This window comes from Jiangella mangrovi (assembly GCF_014204975.1).
Taxonomy (GTDB): domain Bacteria; phylum Actinomycetota; class Actinomycetes; order Jiangellales; family Jiangellaceae; genus Jiangella; species Jiangella mangrovi.
Map to the genome: position 1 here is coordinate 4,776,125 of NZ_JACHMM010000001.1, position 20,266 is coordinate 4,796,390.

General features: G+C 74.5%; 25 protein-coding genes. 9 read left to right on the forward strand and 16 right to left on the reverse strand.

The genetic code is table 11. From position 1 onward, the window contains the following. Positions 1–33: 33 nt before the first annotated feature. From HD601_RS22000 to HD601_RS22015, 4 genes are read right to left on the reverse strand one after another with little or no spacing between them, the layout of a single operon-like run. Entirely contained in the window at positions 34–1,158 is a 1,125-nt protein-coding gene (locus HD601_RS22000) for a PrsW family glutamic-type intramembrane protease (RefSeq protein ID WP_184825466.1), read from the reverse strand. Beyond that, complete coding sequence (locus HD601_RS22005) at positions 1,155–1,796, reverse strand: HAD-IA family hydrolase (protein WP_184825468.1); 642 nt, start codon at positions 1,794–1,796, stop codon at positions 1,155–1,157. Before HD601_RS22005 ends, HD601_RS22000 begins: the two co-directional genes overlap by 4 nt. Positions 1,797–1,826: 30 nt before the next feature. Continuing rightward, complete coding sequence (locus tag HD601_RS22010) at positions 1,827–2,555, reverse strand: ABC transporter permease (protein ID WP_184825470.1); 729 nt, start codon at positions 2,553–2,555, stop codon at positions 1,827–1,829. Then, on the reverse strand, positions 2,552–3,253 hold the full coding sequence (locus HD601_RS22015; RefSeq protein ID WP_184825472.1) for an ABC transporter ATP-binding protein: 702 nt from the start codon (positions 3,251–3,253) through the stop codon (positions 2,552–2,554). The genes HD601_RS22010 and HD601_RS22015 overlap by 4 nt, the downstream gene beginning before the upstream one ends. A gap of 99 nt (positions 3,254–3,352) precedes the next feature. Between HD601_RS22015 and HD601_RS22020 the strand changes: the two genes are divergently transcribed. Together HD601_RS22020 and HD601_RS22025 are read left to right on the forward strand one after the other, a co-directional pair. Further along, entirely contained in the window at positions 3,353–4,216 is an 864-nt protein-coding gene (locus tag HD601_RS22020; RefSeq protein WP_184825474.1) for a sensor histidine kinase, read from the forward strand. After that, entirely contained in the window at positions 4,213–4,902 is a 690-nt protein-coding gene (locus HD601_RS22025; protein WP_184825476.1) for a response regulator, read from the forward strand. The genes HD601_RS22020 and HD601_RS22025 overlap by 4 nt, the downstream gene beginning before the upstream one ends. Here the strand turns inward: HD601_RS22025 and paaE are convergent. The 6 genes from paaE to HD601_RS22055 all read right to left on the reverse strand — a co-directional run bounded on the left by paaE (position 4,890) and on the right by HD601_RS22055 (position 9,437). Then, positions 4,890–5,984: a 1,2-phenylacetyl-CoA epoxidase subunit PaaE gene (gene paaE, locus HD601_RS22030; RefSeq protein ID WP_184825478.1), complete on the reverse strand. Its 1,095-nt coding sequence runs from the start codon at positions 5,982–5,984 to the stop codon at positions 4,890–4,892. The genes HD601_RS22025 and paaE overlap by 13 nt on opposite strands. Further along, the gene (gene paaD, locus HD601_RS22035) at positions 5,981–6,454 is read right to left on the reverse strand and encodes a 1,2-phenylacetyl-CoA epoxidase subunit PaaD (RefSeq protein WP_184825480.1); all 474 of its coding nucleotides are present in this window, start codon (positions 6,452–6,454) and stop codon (positions 5,981–5,983) included. Before paaD ends, paaE begins: the two co-directional genes overlap by 4 nt. Then, positions 6,451–7,182 (reverse strand): 1,2-phenylacetyl-CoA epoxidase subunit PaaC, encoded by a 732-nt coding sequence (gene paaC / locus HD601_RS22040; protein WP_184825482.1) that lies wholly within the window; start codon positions 7,180–7,182, stop codon positions 6,451–6,453. The genes paaD and paaC overlap by 4 nt, the downstream gene beginning before the upstream one ends. Beyond that, positions 7,179–7,466, reverse strand: coding sequence for a 1,2-phenylacetyl-CoA epoxidase subunit PaaB (gene paaB, locus HD601_RS22045; RefSeq protein ID WP_184825484.1), 288 nt, complete (start codon positions 7,464–7,466; stop codon positions 7,179–7,181). The genes paaC and paaB overlap by 4 nt, the downstream gene beginning before the upstream one ends. After that, positions 7,463–8,425: a 1,2-phenylacetyl-CoA epoxidase subunit PaaA gene (gene paaA, locus HD601_RS22050; protein WP_184825486.1), complete on the reverse strand. Its 963-nt coding sequence runs from the start codon at positions 8,423–8,425 to the stop codon at positions 7,463–7,465. The genes paaB and paaA overlap by 4 nt, the downstream gene beginning before the upstream one ends. A gap of 88 nt (positions 8,426–8,513) precedes the next feature. Continuing rightward, a complete protein-coding gene (locus tag HD601_RS22055; protein WP_184825488.1) occupies positions 8,514–9,437 on the reverse strand; it encodes a hypothetical protein in 924 nt (307 codons plus the stop codon). A gap of 397 nt (positions 9,438–9,834) precedes the next feature. Between HD601_RS22055 and HD601_RS22060 the strand changes: the two genes are divergently transcribed. From HD601_RS22060 to HD601_RS22070, 3 genes are read left to right on the forward strand one after another with little or no spacing between them, the layout of a single operon-like run. Next, complete coding sequence (locus HD601_RS22060) at positions 9,835–11,019, forward strand: nitric oxide synthase oxygenase (protein ID WP_221441202.1); 1,185 nt, start codon at positions 9,835–9,837, stop codon at positions 11,017–11,019. A 37-nt stretch (positions 11,020–11,056) separates the two neighbouring features. After that, positions 11,057–11,638 (forward strand): GNAT family N-acetyltransferase, encoded by a 582-nt coding sequence (locus tag HD601_RS34115; protein ID WP_184825496.1) that lies wholly within the window; start codon positions 11,057–11,059, stop codon positions 11,636–11,638. Beyond that, positions 11,635–12,270 (forward strand): TIGR02453 family protein, encoded by a 636-nt coding sequence (locus tag HD601_RS22070; protein WP_184825498.1) that lies wholly within the window; start codon positions 11,635–11,637, stop codon positions 12,268–12,270. The genes HD601_RS34115 and HD601_RS22070 overlap by 4 nt, the downstream gene beginning before the upstream one ends. 1 nt (position 12,271) lies before the next feature. Here HD601_RS22070 and HD601_RS22075 read toward each other — a convergent pair whose 3' ends face one another. Beyond that, positions 12,272–12,856, reverse strand: coding sequence for an ASCH domain-containing protein (locus HD601_RS22075; RefSeq protein WP_184825500.1), 585 nt, complete (start codon positions 12,854–12,856; stop codon positions 12,272–12,274). A 74-nt stretch (positions 12,857–12,930) separates the two neighbouring features. Here HD601_RS22075 and HD601_RS22080 point away from each other — a divergent pair, with 74 nt between their 5' ends. The 3 genes from HD601_RS22080 to HD601_RS22090 are packed head-to-tail and all read left to right on the forward strand — an operon-like array spanning position 12,931 to position 14,283. Continuing rightward, positions 12,931–13,659 (forward strand): AzlC family ABC transporter permease, encoded by a 729-nt coding sequence (locus tag HD601_RS22080; protein WP_184825502.1) that lies wholly within the window; start codon positions 12,931–12,933, stop codon positions 13,657–13,659. Beyond that, entirely contained in the window at positions 13,656–13,967 is a 312-nt protein-coding gene (locus HD601_RS22085) for an AzlD domain-containing protein (RefSeq protein ID WP_184825504.1), read from the forward strand. Before HD601_RS22080 ends, HD601_RS22085 begins: the two co-directional genes overlap by 4 nt. A 10-nt stretch (positions 13,968–13,977) precedes the next feature. Further along, on the forward strand, positions 13,978–14,283 hold the full coding sequence (locus HD601_RS22090; RefSeq protein WP_184825506.1) for an NIPSNAP family protein: 306 nt from the start codon (positions 13,978–13,980) through the stop codon (positions 14,281–14,283). 14 nt (positions 14,284–14,297) lie between these two features. Here HD601_RS22090 and ggt read toward each other — a convergent pair whose 3' ends face one another. The 5 genes from ggt to HD601_RS22115 all read right to left on the reverse strand — a co-directional run bounded on the left by ggt (position 14,298) and on the right by HD601_RS22115 (position 19,137). Beyond that, on the reverse strand, positions 14,298–16,133 hold the full coding sequence (gene ggt / locus HD601_RS22095) for a gamma-glutamyltransferase (protein ID WP_184825508.1): 1,836 nt from the start codon (positions 16,131–16,133) through the stop codon (positions 14,298–14,300). Between the two features lie 380 nt (positions 16,134–16,513). Continuing rightward, positions 16,514–16,960, reverse strand: coding sequence for a hypothetical protein (locus HD601_RS22100; protein WP_343076438.1), 447 nt, complete (start codon positions 16,958–16,960; stop codon positions 16,514–16,516). Then, complete coding sequence (locus tag HD601_RS22105; protein WP_184825510.1) at positions 16,957–17,151, reverse strand: hypothetical protein; 195 nt, start codon at positions 17,149–17,151, stop codon at positions 16,957–16,959. Before HD601_RS22105 ends, HD601_RS22100 begins: the two co-directional genes overlap by 4 nt. Continuing rightward, entirely contained in the window at positions 17,148–17,888 is a 741-nt protein-coding gene (dapB, locus tag HD601_RS22110) for a 4-hydroxy-tetrahydrodipicolinate reductase (RefSeq protein WP_184825512.1), read from the reverse strand. Before dapB ends, HD601_RS22105 begins: the two co-directional genes overlap by 4 nt. A 52-nt stretch (positions 17,889–17,940) precedes the next feature. Then, positions 17,941–19,137: a hypothetical protein gene (locus HD601_RS22115; RefSeq protein ID WP_184825514.1), complete on the reverse strand. Its 1,197-nt coding sequence runs from the start codon at positions 19,135–19,137 to the stop codon at positions 17,941–17,943. Positions 19,138–19,353: 216 nt separating this feature from the next. Here HD601_RS22115 and HD601_RS22120 point away from each other — a divergent pair, with 216 nt between their 5' ends. After that, entirely contained in the window at positions 19,354–20,094 is a 741-nt protein-coding gene (locus HD601_RS22120) for a hypothetical protein (RefSeq protein WP_184825516.1), read from the forward strand. The last annotated feature ends 172 nt before the right edge of the window (positions 20,095–20,266 follow it).

Below are 20,266 nucleotides of genomic sequence, written 5' to 3' on the forward strand. Positions count from 1 at the left end.
CTACCGTGATCCGGCCCCCCGGACCGACCTGCCTCACCGTCCGGTGCTGGTCAGGGCGACGGCGTGGGCGCGGGTCCTGGTGACCGCCGCGAGCAGCTCGGCCAGCCGGGGGTCGTCCTGCTCGTCGGCGCGGGCGTGGCGCAGCCGGGTGACGAGGAACGCGAGCTCCGTGACCGACCCCTGGTAGGTGCGGACGGCGCGGGCGGCGTCGCGCCCGTACTGCGTCTTCATGGCCGTGATCCAGCGCCGCCGGCTGCGCATGGTCGACAGCAGCTCGAGCTCGTACCAGGGGATCCAGCCGGCCTGCACGAACTCGCCCAGCCGCGCCGCGATGACCCGCTGCTCGCGGCGGCGCTGCCAGAGTGCGATGCTCAGCATGCCGGCGAACAGCGGCACCATGACGACGACGTAGACGGCGATGAAGCCGCTGCCGTCGTCGTCCCAGAGCGCCGAGGCGTTCCACAGCGCGTGCAGCCCGGCGGCCAGCAGGTACCCGAGGAACGGCAGCACGATCCGCGCGCCCACCGACCGGCGCTGCGCCGCGATGCCCACCGCGATGCCGATGAACACGGTGAACAGCGGGTGGGCGAAGGGTGAGAACACCCCGCGCACGACGAACACCGTGTAGCCGTCGATCGAGGCGGTGTCGAACGCCCGGCCCAGGTAGAGGATGTTCTCGACGAACGCGAACCCGGCCGCCACCAGCCCCGCGTAGACGATGCCGTCGACCAGCCCGTCCAGCTCGTGGCGCTGCGTCCACAGCAGGCCGACCAGGAACGCGCCCTTGAGCGCCTCTTCGGCGAACGGCGCCGAGACCACCGACGACGTGTACTCGCCGTAGGTGACCGCGACGACGGAGTTCACCACCAGCGCCCCCAGGGTGGCGACGCCGCCGCCCCACAGGAACGCCGCCAGCATGGTCCGGCCGGGCTCGGGCTCCCAGCGGTCCAGCCAGAGGAACGCCCCGACGACCACGACGACCGGGAGCAGCGCGAACAGCGTGGCGGTGGCGACGGTGGCGGGCTCGAGGTCGCCGACCGCCAGCCCGACCACGGCGACGGCGCAGATGGCCGCCGCGACCAGGCCGAGGACCGGCCAGAAGACGCGGCGGCGCTGCTGCCGGCTCCACGGCTGGTGCTGGACGAGGAGCTCGTTCACTCGACTACGACGTCCACGAGGAGCGGGCCGGTTCCGTCGACCCGCACCTGCGCCGGGCTGTCGGCGACGAGGTCGGCCTCGAGCCGGCGGGCCTCGTGCGTCGAGGCGATGCCGACGACGGCCATGCCGGCCGCCCGCGCCGCCGCGATGCCGCTGGGCGCGTCCTCGACCACGACGCACCGGGCCGGCTCGAACCCGAGCCGCTCGGCGCCGAGCAGGTACGGCTCCGGGTGCGGCTTGCCGCGGATGACGTCGTCGGCGGTGACGACGACGGCGGGAGCGGGCAGCCCGGCGGCGCTCATGCGGGCGGCGGCCAGGACGGCGTTTCCGGAGGTGACGACGGCGCGGCGCCCGGCCGGGATGGCGGCCAGCAGCTCGGCCGCCCCGGGCATGGGGCGGACGGTGCCGGCGTCCTCGATCTCGAGCTCGTCGATGCGGGCCATGGCGGCCGCGACCCGGTGGCCGGGCAGCAGGTCGGCGACGATGTCGGCGGTGGTGCGCCCGTGCGCGTCGGCCAGCCGGGCGGGGTCGACCTCGAACTGCCGGCACCAGCGCAGCCAGCAGCGCGCGATGGAGTCGGTCGAGTCGACCAGCGTCCCGTCGAGGTCGAGCAGGATCGCTTCCGCCTTGAGCACCACCCCGCGACTGTACCGGGGCGCTCCGACGGGTCAGGCGTCGCGGCGCGCCAGCACGACGGCGGCGATAGCGAGCAGCGCGGCCGTCCACGCGGCCATGACCAGCCCGCCGGTCACCGGGCCGAGCGCGTCGTCGATCGCCAGCCGGTCCTCCCCGGCGAGCATCCGCATGCCCGCGAGGTCGGGCAGGTACCGCGCGAGCGGCGTCGCCCGGTACAGCAGGAACGACACCGACACCACCGAGCCGTTCGCGATCAGCACGACCAGCGGGACCACGCCGCCGCGGGCGAACACGGTGATCGCCAGCGCGATGAGCGCGGTGAGGACGGCGTAGACGCCACCACCGACGGCCCGGCCGAGCACGCGGTCCACGTCCGGCCCGGGGCCGGCGACCAGGCGTGCGGCGAGCAGCGCGGCCGGGAACGCGACGGCCGCCGCGGCCGCGACCAGGCCGGCGACGACCGCCGCCTTCGCCGCCAGCACGCTCACGCGGCGCGGCACGGCGGCGAGCGTCGAGGCGATCTGCCGGCCTGCGGCGTACTCGCTGCTGACGGCGACGACGCCCAGCACGATCGCGCCGACCATGACCAGTGGCCCCGCGTCCAGCGCCGCCTCCGCCGCCGACCCGCCCGGATCCCTTGACGCGGTGAGCGCGGCCAGCGCGACCGGTCCCAGCACAGCGACCGCCAGCGCTGCCAGCGTGGCGGGCAGGGTGAGCACCTTGCGCAGCTCGGCCGAGAACGCATCCGCGACGGCGGTCACGAGGTCCCTCCCGTCAGCGCGAAGAAGGCGTCCTCCAGCGTCGGGTGCCCGGCGGTGACGCGGTCCAGCGGCCCGGCGGCGACCACCCGGCCGGCGGCGATGACCACCAGGTCGTCGGCCAGCTCCGCGACCTCGGCCATGAGGTGGCTGGACAGCAACACCGTCCCGCCGGCGTCGGCGTGCGCGCGCAGCAGCCGGCGGATCCACCGGATCCCCTCGGGGTCCAGCCCGTTCACCGGCTCGTCCAGCACCAGCGCCGGCGGCTCCCCCAGCAGCGCGGCGGCCAGGCCCAGCCGCTGCCCCATGCCGAGCGACAGCCGTCCGGCCCGCACCCGCGCCGCGTCCGCCAGGCCCACCTGCTCCAGCACCTCGCCGACCCGGCGCCGCGGGATGCCGTTGCTGCGGGCCACCCAGGCCAGGTGCTGCCGGGCCGAGCGGGACCTGTGCGCCCCGGACCCGTCCAGCACCGACCCCACCACGCGCAGCGGCCGCGGCAGCGACGCGTACGGCCGGCCGTCCACCAGCGCCCGGCCCGACGTCGGCCGGTCCAGCCCGAGCAGGATCCGCAGCGTCGAGGACTTGCCCGCGCCGTTCGGTCCGAGGAAGGCGGTCACCCGGCCCGGCTCGGCCCGGAAGGTCACGCCGGAGAGCACCTCGCGGGCGCCGCGGCGTTTCACCACATCGTCGATAGAGAGCATGCGCCCATGTCAGCCGAGCGGCGCCGGGCTGTCATCGGGCCACGGTCGCTCGGACCACGGTCCGATGCCCGCAGCCGGCGCCGTCCCTAGACTCGCGGCATGGAGACCGGCCGGCCGACCTGGCGCTCGCGGGCCTGGCCGGTGGCCTGGGCGCTGCTCGCCCTGCTGGTCGCGGCGCTCATGACCGTCGGCGTCCAGGGCTCGACGGCGCGGGTCCTGCCACTGGTCGTCGTCGGCATCGCGGTGCTGGTGACCGGGTGGGCCGTGCTGCGCACCCGCCGCGAACGCCGCGCCCACGAGGACCGGCTGGCGTCCTGGGCCGGCGAGCGGGCGACCCAGGCCGAGCGGCTGCGCATCGCCGGTGACCTGCACGATCTCGTCTCGCACGGCCTCGGCCTGATCACCGTCCGGGCCGCCGTCGCCGCCCGGCTCTCCGGCCCGGACGGGCGCGCCGAGCAGGCGCGGGCGCTGACCGACATCGAGGCGGTCAGCCGCGAGACCACCACCGAGCTGCGCCGCATGCTGACGGTCCTGCGCACCCCCGACTCGGCGGCGGCGCTGCGCCCGGCGGAGTCGCTGGCCGACCTGCCCGGTCTCGTCTCGGCGGCCCGCGGCGCCGGACTGGACGCGACCCTCGACCTGCCGTCCCTGGACGGCGTCTCCCCCGGCGTGCAGCTCACCGTGTGCGCGGTCGTCCGCGAGGCGCTGAGCAACACCGCCCGGCACGCCGGCCCGACCACGGCGCGGGTGGTCGTGCGCAGCGACGACGGCGGCAGCGGTGCGGTCACGGTGACGGTCGCCGACGACGGTCCCGCCGCGGGCTGGGAGCCGCGGCCCGGCGCCGGGCACGGGCTCGACGGCCTGCGGGAACGGGTGACGGCGATCGGCGGCGTCCTCGACGCCGGCCCCGACGGCGCCGGGTTCGCCGTCGTCGCGCGCCTCCCCGACGGAGCCCGACCGTGACCACCGCGCCGGAGCCGATCCGGGTGCTGGTCGCCGACGACCAGCCGCTCCTGCGGCACAGTCTGGCGCTGCTGCTCGACGCCGCGCCGGACCTCGCCGTCGCCGGGACGGCCGCGACCGGCGGCGAGGCGGTCGAGCTGGCCGGCGAGCTGCGGCCCGACGTTGTCCTGATGGACATCCGCATGCCCGGCGGCGACGGCATCGAGGCGACCCGGCGGATCACCGGCGATCCCGCGCTCGCCGCCGTCCGGGTGCTGGTGCTCAGCATGTTCGAGCTGGACGAGTACGTGTACGCCGCACTGCGGGCCGGGGCGAGCGGCTTCCTGCTCAAGGACGCCCGGCCGGACCAGCTGCTCGACGCGGTCCGGCGCACGTCCTCGGGCGAGTCGCTGTTCGCGCCGAGCATCCTCACCCGGCTGGTCGAGCACTACCTGGAGCGCCCCGCCGGACCCGAGCGCGACCGCCCGCGGCTGGACGTGCTGACCGAGCGCGAGACCGAGGTGCTGGCGCTGGTGGCGTCCGGGCTGTCCAACGACGAGATCGCGGCCGCGCTGTTCATCTCGGTCAAGACGGTGAAGACGCACATCGGTCACCTGCTGGCCAAGCTGGCCGCCCGCGACCGCGCCCAGCTGGTCATCGCCGCGTACGAGAACGGGCTGGCCGGGCGGGCGGGTCAGGCGTCGTAGTCGACCTCGAGGGTGGGCGTGGTGGGGTGCGACTGGCAAGTCAGCACGTAGCCGGCCTCGACCTCGTCGTCCTCGAGCGCGTAGCGGCGCTCCATGGTGACGGCGCCGTCGAGCACCTTGGCCCGGCAGGTGCCGCAGACACCGCCCTTGCAGGCGAACGGCGCGTCGTTGCGGACCCGCAGGACCGCCTCGAGCACGGTCTCGTCCGGGTCGTCGACGGTGACGGCGGTACGGCGGCCGTCGAGCACGGCGGTGACGGCGCAGGTCACGGCCTGTTCGCGAGCCTCCTTGCGGACGGCGGGCGGCGGGTCGCCGACGTGGTACAGCTCGGCGTGGACGTGCGCGCGGTCGACGCCGCGGCCGGCCAGCACGTGCCTCGCGGTCGTGATCAGCTCGTACGGCCCGCACAGGTACCAGTCGTCGACGGTGTCCGGCGGCAGCAGGGTGTCGAGCAGCCGGCCGAGCCGGTCGCCGTCGAGCCGCCCCGACAGCAGCTCCGTCGTCCCCGGCTCGCGCGACAGCACGTGCACCAGCTGCAGCCGGCCCGGGTGGCGGTCCTTGAGGTCGGCCAGCTCGTCCAGGAACATCACCGACGACGACGTGCGGTTGCCGTAGAGCAGCGTGACCCGGCTGTCGGGCTCGGTGTCCAGCGCCGTCGCGACGATCGAGAGCACCGGCGTGATGCCGCTGCCGGCCGCGACCATGGCGTAGTGCCGGGCCTGCTCCGGGTGGAACGACGGCGTGAACCGGCCGGCCGGCGTCATGACGTCCAGCTCGTCGCCGGCCGCCAGCGTCGTCAGCGCGTGCGAGGAGAACACGCCCGACGGGATCCGCTTCACCGCGATGCGAAGCACTCCCGACCCCGCGGGCGAGCAGATCGAGTAGCTGCGCCTGACGCCGTCGCCGCCGGGCAGGGTGACGTTGACGTGCTGGCCGGCGGCGAAGTCGTAGTCCTCGGCCAGCTCGGCGGGGACGGCGAACGTGACGGCGACGGCGTCGGGCGTGAGCGCCTCCACCGCCGCCACCCGGAGCCGATGGGTGACGGAGTGCCGGCGGGTCGGCTGCGACTGGGTGACCGTCATAGCGCCTTCATGTGGTCGAACGGCTCCTGGCAGGACCGGCAGACCCAGAGCGCCTTGCACGCCGTCGAGCCGAACCGGGACAGCTCGCGGGTGTCGGGCGAGCCGCAGTGCGGGCAGCGGACGGAGAGGGTGAGGGCGGTGACGGTGCCGTGCGCGGCCGGTCCGGGCGGCGCGATGCCGTGGTCCTGGAGGGCGGCTCGGCCGTCCGGGGTGATCCAGTCGGTCGTCCAGGCCGGCGCCAGCACTGTCAGGACGTCGACACTGTGGATACCGTACTCGGCCAGTGCGGACTCGATGTCGGCGCGGATCGCGTCCATGGCCGGGCAGCCGGAGTAGGTCGGGGTGATGTCGACGGTGACGTGGCCGCCGTCGTCGACCCGGACGTCGCGCAGGATGCCGAGCTGCTCGATCGTGACGACCGGCAGCTCCGGGTCCTGGACCGCGGCGACGACCTCGCGCACGGCGCTCACCACGTCGCCCCCGGGTGCGAGCGGTGCAGGTGCTGCATCTCGGCGAGCAGGTAGCCGAGGTGCTCGGTGTGCAGGCCGCGGCGGCCACCGCTGCGGCGCCCGTCCGGCTCCGGGACGGCGAGGCCGGCCTCGGCCAGCACGGACCCGACGTACGCCGTCCACGGCTCGCGCAGGCCGGCCGGGTCGACGCCGGCACCGTCGAACGGCTCGAACAGCTCGTCGGCGTACGGCCAGACGGCGTCGAGGGCGGCGACCATGCGGCGGCGGCTCTCGTCGGTGCCGTCGCCCAGGCGCAGCACCCACTGGGTGGCGTGGTCGCGGTGGTAGTGGACCTCCTTGACCGCCTTGCCCGCGACGGCGGCCAGCGTCTCGTCGGCGCCGGCGCGCAGCCGGTCGTACAGCTCGTACTGGTAGGCGGCGAAGACCAGCTGCCGGGCCATGGTCTGCGCGAAGTCGCCGCCCGGCAGTTCGACCAGCAGCACGTTGCGGAAGTCGCGGTCGTCGCGCCAGTACGCCAGCGCGTCCTCGTCGCGGCCCGCGCCCTCGAGCTCGCCGGCGTAGGTGAGCAGCGTGCGGGCCTGGCCGAGCAGGTCGAGCGCGATGTTGGCCAGCGCGACGTCCTCTTCGAGCTCCGGCGCGCGAGCGACCCACTCGCCCAGCCGCTGGGCCAGGACGAGGGCGTCGTCGCCGAGGGCGAGGGCGTACGGCTGCGGCTGGAGTCCGGTCACAGGTGCTTCGCCTCGGCCGGGATCTCGTAGAAGGTCGGGTGCCGGTAGACCTTGTCGGCGGCGGGGTCGAAGAAGGCGTCCTTCTCCTCGGGGCTGCTGGCGGTGATCTGGTCGGACGGGACGACCCAGATCGACACGCCCTCGCCGCGGCGGGTGTAGACGTCGCGGGCGTTGCGGACGGCCATGGCGGCGTCGGGCGCGTGCAGGCTGCCGACGTGCATGTGCGACAGCCCGCGCCGGGCCCGCACGAAGACCTCCCAGAGCGGCCACTCGGCGCTGGTCACGCTGCCTCCGTCCGCGTCTTGGCGCGCTGCTTGGCGGCGTAGGCGGCGGCCGCCTCGCGCACCCAGGCACCGTCGGTGTGCGCCGCGACCCGGTGCGCCAGCCGCTGCGCGTTGCAGGGGCCGTCGCCCTTGATGACGCGGAACAGCTCGTCGTAGTCGGGGGCGGTGAAGTCGTAGTGGCCGCGCTCGTCGTTCCAGCGCAGGTCCGGGTCGGGGATGGTGAGCCCGAGGACCTCGGACTGCGGCACCGTCATGTCGACGAACCGCTGTCGCAGCTCGTCGTTGCTGAACCGCTTGATGCCCCACCGCATGGACTGCTCGGTGTGCCCGCCGCTCACCTGCTCGCCGGTGTCGGGCGGGCCGAACATGGCCAGGCTCGGGTACCACCAGCGATCCAGCGCGTCCTGCGCCATCGCCTTCTGCGCCGCGCTGCCACGGGTGAGGGTCAGCAGCGACTCGAACCCCTGCCGCTGGTGGAACGACTCCTCCTTGCAGATGCGGACCATGGCCCGGGCGTACGGGCCGTAGGAGCAGCGCGTCAGCGGCACCTGGTTGGTGATGGCGGCGCCGTCGACCAGCCAGCCGATGGCGCCGACGTCGGCCCACGTCAGCGTCGGGTAGTTGAAGATCGACGAGTACTTCTGCCGCTTGGTGTGCAGCAGCTCGAGCACCTGGTCGCGCGAGACGCCGAGGGTCTCGGCCGCCGCGTAGAGGTAGAGCCCGTGACCGGCCTCGTCCTGGACCTTGGCCAGCAGGATCGCCTTGCGGCGCAGGCTCGGCGCGCGGCTGATCCAGTTGCCCTCGGGCTGCATGCCGATGATCTCGGAGTGCGCGTGCTGGGCGATCTGCCGGATCAGCGTCTTCCGGTACGCCTCGGGCATGTCGTCACGCGGCTCGATGCGCCCGTCGGAGTCGACGATCGCGTAGAACGCCGCCTCTCGTTCGTCGGTACCCGCCATGGTTCCAGGCTAGGTCCCGATGTGACACCTGTCCAGCATCCCTGTTGGCCGGGTGTAACACCTCGGCCGCGCTGCGTCCGCCGCCGCGTCACGAGAACGACGCCAGCCGGTCGACGCCCAGGCCACTGATGAGCAGCCGCTCCTTGCCGTTACTGAGCAGGTCGCGGGCCCAGCCGACGAACCCGCCGTCGCCGACCTCCTGTGGCTCCCCGCCGCCGAAGCGGGCCACGACCTTGAAGCACAGGCCCTCGTAGTACCCGCGGCCGGTCGCGCGATCGGGGTCGTCGACGGCGCCGGCTCCGGCCACGCCGTCGGCCACGGCCCGGAACGCCGGGTCGAGCACGGTCAGCCGCACCTCGACGCCGTCGGCACCCAGCCCGTCGAGAGCCCGGGTGACGACGCTGAGCTGCTCGGCCAGCGCGGCCCGCTCGAAGCTCCGGCCGCCGGGGTCGCGGCCGGCAGTGACCTGCGCGAACAGGGAGAAGTGGGCGAACATGCCGGCCGCGTCGACGAACTGCGCCCGCACGACCCGCTGGACGGCGGCCAGCCGGACCACGTCGCGCGGCGCGGCGGCCCGGCGGCGGACGGCGGCCTCGAGCGCCAGTGCGTTGGTGGGGTCGGCGGCGACGTCGGTGCCGCGGGCAGTGGTGACCACCTTGTTCTGGTCGACGGTGGCGAGCACGGAGTGGGTGCCGAGCGGGGCCAGCGGCGCCAGCGTGACGACGTCGGCCGGTTCCGGCTGCGCGGCGACGGCGTCGAGCAGGGCGTCCTCGACCCGGCGCAGGGCACGGAACGGCACCGGCGACGGCGCGGTGAACCGGTCGCGGCGGTACTGCGCGAGCACGTCGGCCGGCGACAGCGCGGCGGCCCGGCGGCGGGCGAGCTCGAGCTGCAGAGTGGTGAGGTCGGCGCCGGGCAGGCCCGCCAGCGCGGCCAGCACGCCGTCGCCGCCGTCGTTCTCGACCCGGCGCAGGACCCGGCCGAGCGCCGTCCGTGAGCCGTTCTGCGTCATGCCTCCACACTCGCCGTCCGGACGCCTCGGGTCCACCGAATATCGGCCCGGCAGCCACGCCTCGTTACTCAGCGTGACGGCCGTCACGGAGGGTGTCTCTGTGACGCGTGAGACTCTTCTCACGACCTCACTCATGGTCATGTTGTCCGGTTTGTCCAGATATAGGCGATGAGCTGCGGCATTGCCTGGCGGCTCGACGGCGTCCGGTTCCGGACGACTTCGGCGGGTCCGGATGGATTCGCCGGAACGGCAGACGGCGCCGTCCGCCTTCTGAGATCATCCGTGACGGTGCGTCATTTTCCCGGCAGGATGATCATGTTCGGGGCGGCTTGCCGGAAATGTCCGCATCACGCATCGACGGCGAGACGCCACCTGCGACAGCGGAGGAGCTGACCCTGTGACGACCGATGGGACGCATCACCATCCGGGCCTTCCGGACGTTCCGATCCACTCCGTCGATCTCAGCGAAGCCGAGGCGTTCTTCCGCCAGCACGCCGCTGAGAACCCCCACGCTCCCGACCCCGAAGAGCGCTTCAGCGAGGCGCTGGTCGAGTTCGGCCGCCGGGGCACGTTCGGCCACACCACCGAGGAGCTCGAGTTCGGCGCCCGCGTGGCCTGGCGCAACGCCAACCGCTGCATCGGCCGGCTCTACTGGCGCAGCCTGATCGTGCGCGACCGCCGCAGTGTCCGCACCGCCGAGGGCGTCGCCGCCGAGTGCGTCGAGCATCTGCGCGTCGCCACCAACGACGGGCGCATCAGGCCGGTCCTCACCCTCTTCGCCCCCGACCAGCCGGGCCGGCCCGCGCCGCGGCTGCGCAACAGCCAGCTGGTCCGCTACGCCGGCTACCAGGGCATGGAGTCGGTCATCGGCGACCCCGCCCAGGCGGAGTTCACCCGCTGGGTCGAGAGCCTGGGCTGGTCGGGCAAGGGCACCGACTTCGACGTGCTGCCGCTCGCCATCGAGACCCCCGAGGACGGCGTCCGACTGTTCGACATCCCCGGCGACGCCGTCCTCGAGGTACCTCTGTCCCACCCGGAGTACCCCTGGTTCGCCGAGCTGGACCTCAAGTGGCACGCCGTCCCGGCGATCTCCTCCATGCCGCTGCGCATCGGCGGCATCACCTACCCGACGGCGCCGTTCAACGGCTGGTACATGGGGACGGAGATCGGCTCGCGCAACCTCGTCGACGCCGACCGCTACGACCGCATGACGCAGGTGGGCCGGCTGCTCGGCCTCGACGTCGACAACGACCGGTCGCTCTGGAAGGACCGCGTCCTGGTCGAGATCAACCGCGCCGTGCTGCACTCGTTCGACGTCGCGGGCGCGAAGATCGCCGACCACCACACCGAGTCGGAGATGTTCATGCGCTTCGTCGACAAGGAGGAGCGGGCCGGACGCCCCGCGCACGCCGAGTGGTCGTGGGTGGTGCCGCCGATGTCCGGCACGACGTCGCCGGTCTACCACCGCTACTACGACGACTCGACGGTGCTGCCCGGGTTCCTGGCCGGCACCGGCTGGACGCCGCCGCAGGAGGACGCCGTCCCCGCGGAGTGCCCGTACCACGCGAAGACCGGGGCGTAGCGCTCCCGCAGGATCGGGGAGTCGTATCGTTGGGCGGGTGTCCGAGCCGCCCATCGTCGCCGATCGTTCCGTCCGTCTCGCCTGGGCCGCCGACACCGACGCCATCGGTGCCGTGCAGGCCCGGGCGTGGACGGCGTCCTACGGCTCCCTGCTGCCGCCCGCGCTGCTCGCCGACGTCGACGCTCCGTCGTTCGCGGCCGCCTGGCGCGAGGCCGTCACCCGTCCGCCGTCGGCCCGCCACCGCGTGCTCGTCGCGCTCGAGGCCGGCCGCGTGGTCGGATTCGCGGCCACGGCGCCGTCCGAGGACCCCGACGCCCAGCCCGCCGACGGCGAGATCGTCGCCTTCCACGTCGACCCGGCCGCGTTCGGCGAGGGCCACGGCTCGCGGCTGCTGGCCGCCGTCGCCGACACCCTGCGCGCCGACGGGTTCACCCGCGCCCGCATCTGGCTGGTCGTGGGCGACGACGCGCTGCGCGGGTTCCTCGAGCCGGCCGGCTGGGCGCCCGACTCCGCGCACCGCACGCTCGACCTCACCGGCGACGGGTCGGCGACGCTGCGGCAGGTGCGGCTGCACACGTCGCTGTCGGACGAGTCGCCGGATTCGGGGGCGGCGTCGTGACGTTCGCAGGCATCCCGGTCGAGGCGCTGGACTTCTACGAGGACCTCGAGAACGACAACACCAAGTCGTTCTGGACCGCGCACAAGCACGTCTACGAGAAGTCCGTCCGCGACCCCATGCGGGCGCTGGCCGACGAGCTGTCCCCCGAGTTCGGCACCGTCCGGCTCTTCCGGCCCTACCGCGACGTCCGCTTCGCCGCCGACAAGACCCCGTACAAGACGCAGCAGGGCCTCTCCGTCGGCGGGCACTACGTGCACGTCAGCGCGGCCGGGATGTTCATCGCCGCCGGCTACTACCAGATGGCGTCGGACCAGGTCGCCCGCTACCGAGCCGCCGTCGACGACTCACGGCGTGGCGAGGCGCTCGTCGAGATCGTCGAGACGGCGCGCGACGCCGGATTCGTGGTCGACGGCGAGGCGCTGAAGACCCGGCCGCGCGGCTACGACGCCGACCATCCGCGCATCGACCTGCTCCGGCAGAAGACGCTGGTCGGCTGGCGGGACTTCGGCGCGCCGGACTGGCTGCACACGCCGTCCGCGGCCGTGCGGGTCGCCGAGGCGTGGCGCGAGCTGGAGCCGTTGAAGCAGTGGCTCGACGACCACGTGGGGCCGTCGGACCAGCCGCGCCGGTGAGTCAGTCCTCGACGGCGTCGAGGTAGGCGCGGCCGCGCGGCGAGATGCGGTAGCCGATGGGGAAGCTCTGCGTCAGCCCGAGGTTCTTCAGCTTGCGCACGTCGAGCTTGAACGGCGCCCGTTCGCGGCCCACCAGGTCCGCGAGGTCGCCGGCCCGGCGCTCGGGGTGCTGCTCGATGAGGCGCAGCGTCTCGCGGGTCCAGGCGCCGTAGGACGAGGCGCGGTCGAGGCGGTCGAGGCGCTTGGTGATGGTCTCGATCTCCGTGGCGTCGAGGTCGCCGCCCGCGGCCAGCTCGGCCCGCGGGTCGGCGTCGGTCGCCGGGTGGAACTCGATGCGGTAGGTCGGGTTGGCGGGGTCGCCGGGGAGGTCGGCCAGCAGGCTCGCGGCGTCCGGGTGCCCGGCCGCGCGGGCGTCGTCGTCGCTGATGGACGCCGGGTCGACGACCGTGACGGCGGTGACCTCGATGCGGCCGGCCGGCGTGCGGTACGGGCGGCCGGGCAGCACCTGCTGGCGGGCCCACCGCCGGAACGCCAGCGTCACCGTGCCGTCGGCGATGCCCGCCCAGAAACGCTTCTGGAACAGCACGCGGCCAGCGTACCGGTATCGCGATGCGGAACCGGGTTCATGACTGTCGGTCCGGATGAGTACTGTCTGCCCGCATGGGTGAGGAATCGCGCGGTCAGGAATCGCGCAGCGCGATCCGGCGCGACGCCGCCGGCATCGCCGCCTACGCCGCCGCCTTCGGCGCCTCGTTCGGCGCCGTCTCGGTCGCGTCGGGCCTCAACGTGTGGCAGACCATGGTGCTCAGCCTCGTCATGTTCAGCGGCGCGTCGCAGTTCGCGCTGGTCGGCGTCATCGGCAGCGGCGGCGCCGGGCTGGCCGCCGTCCCCACGGCGCTGCTGCTCGGCGTGCGCAACGCGTTCTACGGGGTCCCGCTGACCCGGATCCTCGGCCGGCGGTCGCTCTCCGGGCCGCGGCGGCTGGTCACGGCGCAGCTGGTCATCGACGAGACGACGGCCATGGCGGTCGGACACGACGAGCCGGAGTCGCAGCGGTACGCGTTCTGGACCACCGGCGTGCTGCTGTTCATCCTGTGGAACGCCGGGACCCTGGTGGGCGCGCTGGGCGGGTCGGCCATCGGCGAGCCCGAGACGCTGGGCCTCGACGCCATGATCCCGGCGGCCTTCCTGGCACTGCTGTGGCCCCGGCTGCGGACGGTGGAGGGGCGGGTGGTGGCGGCGGGCGGTGCGCTGGTGGCGACGGCCCTGATCCCGCTGGTGCCGGCGGGCGTCCCCGTTCTCGCGGCCGCGCCGATCGCCGTCGTCGCCGGTCTGCTGCCGCGACGCCCTGGTCGCGCCGGCCGCACCGGCCGTGAGGCGGCCCGATGACCGGGGTCTGGGTCGCGGTCGTGGTCGCGTCGCTCGGCTGCTACGCGCTGAAGCTGGCGGGCGTGTCGCTGCCGGCGTCGGTGCTCGAGCGCGACGACGTCCAGCGGGTGGCGGCCATGCTGCCGGTGGCCATGCTGGCCGCGCTGGTCGCCGTCGAGCTGTTCGACTCGGCCGGGAGCCTGGGTCTCGACCTGCGGCTGCTCGCGGCGGTCGCGGCCGGCGTCGTCGCGCTGATCCTGCGGCAGTCGTTCCTCGTCGTGATCATCGTCGCCGCGGTGACGACGGCGGTGCTGCGCGCGCTGACGTAGGGTCGCCCGCGTGATCACCTGTGTCGTCACCTACACCATCGATCCCGCCAAGACCCCGGAGTTCGAGCACTTCAGCCGTCGCTGGATCGAGCTCGTCAACGCACACGGCGGGTCACACCACGGGTACTTCCTGCCCGCCGAGGGGGCAAGCGACCAGGCCCTGGCGCTGTTCAGCTTCCCGAGCCTGGCCGCCTACGAGGAGTACCGGCAGCTGTTCGGGGTGCACCCGGACTTCGTCGCGATCGACGCGTTCCGCGACGAGACCGGGTGCGTCGTCCGATGGGAGCGGACGTTCATGCGCCCGCTCCTCCCCTAGCGTCGGTTCCGGGGTCAGCGTCGGGGCCGGACGACCCCCGCGCTGCCGCCGCCACGGCGGACCGGCTCGGCGACGGCCTGGAGCTGGTGCTTGCCGAGGAACTCGATGCCGGTCGCCGCGCCGATCTCCGCCGTCGGCGCGAGCGTGTGCCCGAACTCGCCCTCGAGGAGCGCGCCGTGCGGGCCGCCGTCGATGGCGGGCTCGGCCGACGTGTTGGCGCTGTTCGGCTGGAACAGCCGCGGCGCGGCCAGCGCCTCGGGCAGGTCCATGCCGAGGTCGATCCGGTTCACCAGCGTCTGCAGGACCGTCCCGATGATCGTCGCGCCGCCGGGGCTGCCGACCGCCAGCAGGGGGTCGCCGTCGCCGTCGAGCACGATGGTCGGCGCCATGGACGAGCGCGGCCGCTTGTCCGGGCCGGGCAGGTTCGGGTCGGGCGCACTGCCCTGGGTCGGGGCGAAGTTGAAGTCGGTGAGCTCGTTGTTCAGCAGGAAGCCGCGGCCCGGGACGGCGATGCCGCTGCCGCCGGTCTGCTCGATGGTGAGCGTGTAGGCGACGACGTTGCCCCACCGGTCGGCCGTCGTCAGGTGCGTCGTCGAGCCTTCATCGGCGACGGCGACCGGGTCGGCCGCCGTCGCGCAGCCGCCGTAGTCGCCGTCGGGGACACCGGGCGCGACCGGCTTCGGCGCGGCCGCGTCGGGGTCGATGAGGCAGGCGCGCTCGTCGGCGAACTCCTGCGACAGCAGCTCGTCCAGCGGCACGTCGATGACGTCGGGGTCGCCGACGTAACGGTTGCGGTCGGCGAAGGCGAGCGCCGTCGCCTCGAGGTAGTGGTGCAGAGCCTGAGCCTCGTCCATGGCGCCGAGCTCGAAGTTCTCGAGGATGTTCAGCGCCTCGCCGACGGTCGACCCGCCCGACGACGGCGGCGGCATGCCGTACACCTGCAAGCCGCGGTAGTCGACGAGGGTCGGCTCGCGCTCGATGACCTCGTAGCCGGCGAGGTCGGCGGTCGTCAGGTCGCCGGGGCGGACGGTGCGGGTCGCGCCGTCGCGCACCGGCGGATCCTGGACGGTGGCGGCGATCTCGGCGCCGATGGGCCCCTCGTAGAACTCGTCGATGCCGTGCCGGGCGATCTGCCGGTAGGTGTCGGCGAGGTCGGGGTTCGGCAGCACCGTGCCGACGGCGGGCGGAGCACCGCCGGGCAGGTACAGCTCGGCCGAGGCCGGGAAGTCGGCGAAGATGGCGGCGTTGCCCTCGACCTGCGACCGGAAGGTCTGGTCGACGACGAACCCGTCCTCGGCCAGCTCGATCGCGGGCGCCAGATTGCGGGCGAGGCTGCGCCGGCCCCAGCGGTCGAGCGCCTCGTCCCAGGTCGCGAGCGTGCCCGGCGTGCCGACGGAGAGGCCGCTGACCCGGGCGTCGGCGAACGCGAGCGGCGCCCCGGTCGCGGGGTCGATGAACCGCTGCTCGGTAGCCGTCGCCGGGGCGCTCTCGCGGCCGTCGAGCGTGCTGACCTCACCGGACCTCGCGTCGTAGTAGACGAAGAACCCGCCGCCGCCGATGCCGGACGAGAACGGCTCGCTGACGCCCAGGGCCGCGGCCGCCGCGACGGCGGCGTCGACGGCGTTGCCGCCGCGGCGCAGCACCTCGAGGCCGGCCTCCGTGGCGTCGGCGTCGACGGTGGCGACGGCGCCCCCGGCTCCGACGGCCGTGGGTTGCTTGGGCGGTGGACTGCCCTGGTGCCGGTGTGGGCCCTCGGCGGCCTGGGCCGGCGCGAGGAGTCCGGCTCCCGCGAGGGCGATCGTCCCGACGAGGGCCACTGCCGCCGTCCGCCTGCTCCGCTGCACACCCATCACCCGTCCTCCTCAGCACCCGCCCCCGTGTGACCCCCCTACCTTGCCGGATTTCAATCCCGGCGAGAAGTGATCGGAGAACGCGGGACGGACCAGTCGGTTCGGAGCCGCCGCCGGCCTCGCCCGCCCGGAGCACACCGCACTCGCGTGAGGACACGTGCCCGCACGTGTCCGGACCCGATCCGGTCCTCGGACGGGTGAGGTGCTCCCGCGCCGGGTGAGGTCTGGTCGCGCGCGGCGAGCGACCACCCGCCGTCAGGCACCCCGCCATCAGGCACCCCGCCATCAGGCACCCCGCCGTCAGCCGTCCCGCCGTCAGCCGTCCCGCCGTGAGGCAGGCGCCGCCGGCCGCACGCCTGGGCCGGCCGAGACCCTCGCGCTCAGCCGTGCAGGGCGATCGCGCGCCGGGCGGCCTCGCGGGCCCGCGACCGGTCGCCCGCGTCGTCATAGGCCAGCGCCAGCCGGAACCAGACGCGCCAGTCCTCCGGGTCGGCCTCCGCCTCGGCGCGGCGGCGCTCGAACAGCTCGTCGGCGGCGCCCCGCTCGGCCCGGCCGCTGGGCCGGCGCGGCAGGTCGTCGACCGGCAGACCGCCCTCGTCCTCGAGCTCGCGGGCGAGCGTCTGCATGTGCAGCCCGAACCGCACCGACCGCCACAGCACCCAGGCGCCGACGACCGCGATCACCACGACCGCGACCCCGATGCCCGCACCGGCGACCGTCCCGGACGCGAGGAGCAGCACGCCGCGCCACACGACCAGCACCAGCAGCGCCCCGACGAGGACCGCCATGCCGGCGGCCCACACCCGGTCGCGCCGTTCGCCCCTCACCGGCCTGCCCGCACGTTCGCCGACCCGCCCGCGCCCGCCGACCCGCCCGCGCCCGCCAGCCCGCCCACGCCCACCGACCCGCTCGAGCTACCGGTCCGCGCGCACTCGCCAGCCCGCACACACCCGCCGAACCGCCCGAGCTGACCGAGCTGCCCGCGCTCACCGGTCCCCGCGCGCTCGCCCGTGCTCACAGGTCGAGGATCTCCTCGAGCCCGACCGTCAGCCCGGGCCGGTCGACGACGCCGCGCACGCCGGCCAGTACGCCCGGCATGAAGGACTCGCGGTCGAAGGAGTCGTGCCGGATCGTCAGCGTCTCGCCGGCCGACCCGAACAGCACCTCCTCGTGCGCCACCAGCCCGCGCAGCCGGACCGCGTGCACCGGCACGCCGTCGACCCGCGCGCCCCGGGCGCCGTCGAGCCCGCTCGCCGTCGCGTCGGGCGCCGGCGGCACGTCGGCGGCCCGGCGTGCCTCGGCGATGACCTCGGCGGTGCGCACCGCCGTCCCGCTGGGCGCGTCGACCTTGTCGGGGTGGTGCAGCTCGATCACCTCGACGGACTCGTAGAACCGCGCCGCCTGCGCGGCGAACCGCATGGTGAGCACCGCGCCGATGGCGAAGTTCGGCGCGATGAGCACGCCCACCTTCGGCTGCACGGCGAGCGCCGCCCGGACCTGGTGCAACGACTCGTCGGTCCAGCCGGTCGTGCCGACCACCACGTGCACGCCCCGCTCGACGCAGTGCAGCACGTTGGCCAGCGTCGCGCCCGGCACCGTGAACTCGACGGCCACGTCGGCCCCGCCGAGATCGCCGAGGTCGTCGCCCACGTCGAACCGGCCGGCCGGCTCGAGGTCGGCGGCCTCCTCGACCGCCCGGCACACCTGCTGCCCCATGCGACCGGCCGCGCCGATCACCGCAACCCGCAACGTCATGCGCCAAGTCTCGCGTATGCCGTCGATCACCTCCCACCCTGGTCGGTCGTCGTCATCGGCCGGGTTCCCGTTCCGGGACCGGTGTCGCCGCCTCGGCGTCGGCCAGCGCGAGGTACCGCTCGCGGTCCAGGCCGTTGGCCGCCGCCGCGAGCGACAGCCACAGCTCGACGTAGGCCGGCCCCGCCAGCCGTCGCCGCACCTCGGCCTCGACCGCCGGGTCCGCCAACGCCTCCGCGGCGTGATGGGCGATGACCGGCGTGGCACCGGGGTCGATCGCGTGCATCGCGACGAGCGACTGGATGAGCGCGAACCGCTCGGCCGCCAGGCGGTCGAGGCCCTGTTCCATGAGCAGCCGGACGCCGGCCGCCGGCTCCCCCTCGATGTCCGGCGGAGGCGGCAGGTGCGCGGCGCCGGAGCGCGCCGCCGCGCCGAGCGCGCCGCCCCACTCGGCGAGGTCGTGCGTGTCCTCGGCGATCAGGCGTTCCAGCCGCTGGGCCGCCGGCTCGTCGACCACGAGCGGCGTGCTCGCGAAGACGGTCGCCGGCGAGCCGGGCACACCGGGCACATCGAGCAGCCGGCCGTAGACCAACGACCCGGGTGCCGCGCCCAGCGCCTCGCCGAGGTGCCGCACCACCCGCCGCTCCCCCGCAGCCCGGTCGCGCACCGTCAGCTCGACCCCCGTCACCTCGCCCATCTCGTAGACGCGTCCCGGCGCCATCGCCCAGTCGCGCCCGCCACCGGCCCGCCGCTCCAGCTCGGGCGCGACCCGCACCAGGAACAGCTCGAGCAGGAGCTCGTCGAAGAGCAGGGAGTCGGCGACCGTGCGCGACAGCGTGATCTGCAGCGCGCGGGTGCGCCAGGGCAGCGCCGGATCGTTCGGCTCGCCCAGGTCGCCCACATCGCCGGCGCCGGCGCAGATCTCGCGCTCGATCCGCGCCGCCATGGGGCTCGGGACGCCCGCGACCCACCGCTGCGCCGCGGCGACGGCGAACCGCGCCCACTGCCACGGCTCGGCCCGATCGCCGAGCGTCACCAGGTCGGCCACCTGTTTCTCCCAGCCGCTGCCCCGCCGATGCGGTGTTCTTCGCAGGCACTCGAGCGCGTCGACGAGGTCACCGTCCTGCTCGGCGAACATCGCCGCGATGAGGTAGTCGCGGTGCAGGTCGGTGAAGAGGGCCGGGCCGGTGCCACGGTGGCTGTGGGCGGCTCGCCGCTTGGCGCGGCGCTTGTCTGCTCGTGTCTTCGTCATGCCTCGACCCTCCTTCGATCGGCGGCCCACTTTCAAGATCGAATCCCCGGAATGTGGACAAGTCGGCGAACTCGTTCTGGCTGTGGACGGCCGGCCGCCGCATCCGCGCGCCAGACCATCCGGGCAACTGGTCCAACCACTCGGGCAACCGTTCTGATCCGCGCGCACGGCCTGCGGGCAAGTTTGCGGGCAAGGGTCGGACGCGAGTGTGGGACCGTGATCACGACCCCAGCCCCCGCCCCGGTCGCCGGCCCGGCCCGCCGCAGCGACGACAGCCTCGTCGGGCAGCTGAACGCCGAGTGGGCGCGGCTCTGCGCCGCCCCCGCCTCCGCCCACGCCGTCGCCCGCTGGCGGATCCCGTCGGTCACCGCGCCGGCCGACCTCGAGCTCGCGGTCCGCCGCGACGCCGACGGCGTGCTCCTCGCGCTGCTGCGCCGAGGACAGGACGGCGACGCGCTCGCGCTGCGGTCGGTGTTCCAGCTCATGCTCGGCAAGGCGGTCCGCATCGCCGCCACGCACGCCGGCCGCGACTCGCGGGCCGCCCTCGAGCAGGCGGCGGTCACGGCGCTCTGGACGGTCGTCGCGAGCTACCCCGTCGCCCGGCGGCCGGTCAAGGTCGCGGCCAACATCGCCATGGACACCCTCCGGCTCACGGTCGACGAGCTGGCCCACCAGCGCCACGAGACCCCGGCCGGTCCCGAGGACCTGCACCCGGCGGCCGCCACCGACTCCCCACCCGACCTCGAGCTGTTCGAGCTCCTCGCCTGGGCGGTCGGCAACGGCACGGTCACGCACGACGAGGCCACCCTCCTCGTCGACATCTACGCGCCGCCCGCCGGCCGGCCGGGCGGCAAGGCCGCCGCCGAACGCCACGGCCTCACCTGGGCCGCCGCCCGCCAGCGTGCCAGCCGCGCCACCCGCCGCATCGCCGACGCGGTGAGAGCCGACGCGGCCTAGGTACACCTCAGCGTGTCCGACGGATCGTCCGCAGGCCGTCGTCGACCACCCCCGCACCTCTCGCTGATCCGTCAGGCACTCACGAGCGCGTCGAGGCCCGATAGTGGCGCGCATCAGCCAGGTCGATCTGAGAACGCTGCGTGATCTGTGTGGCGTTGCTGTCGCTGTGACG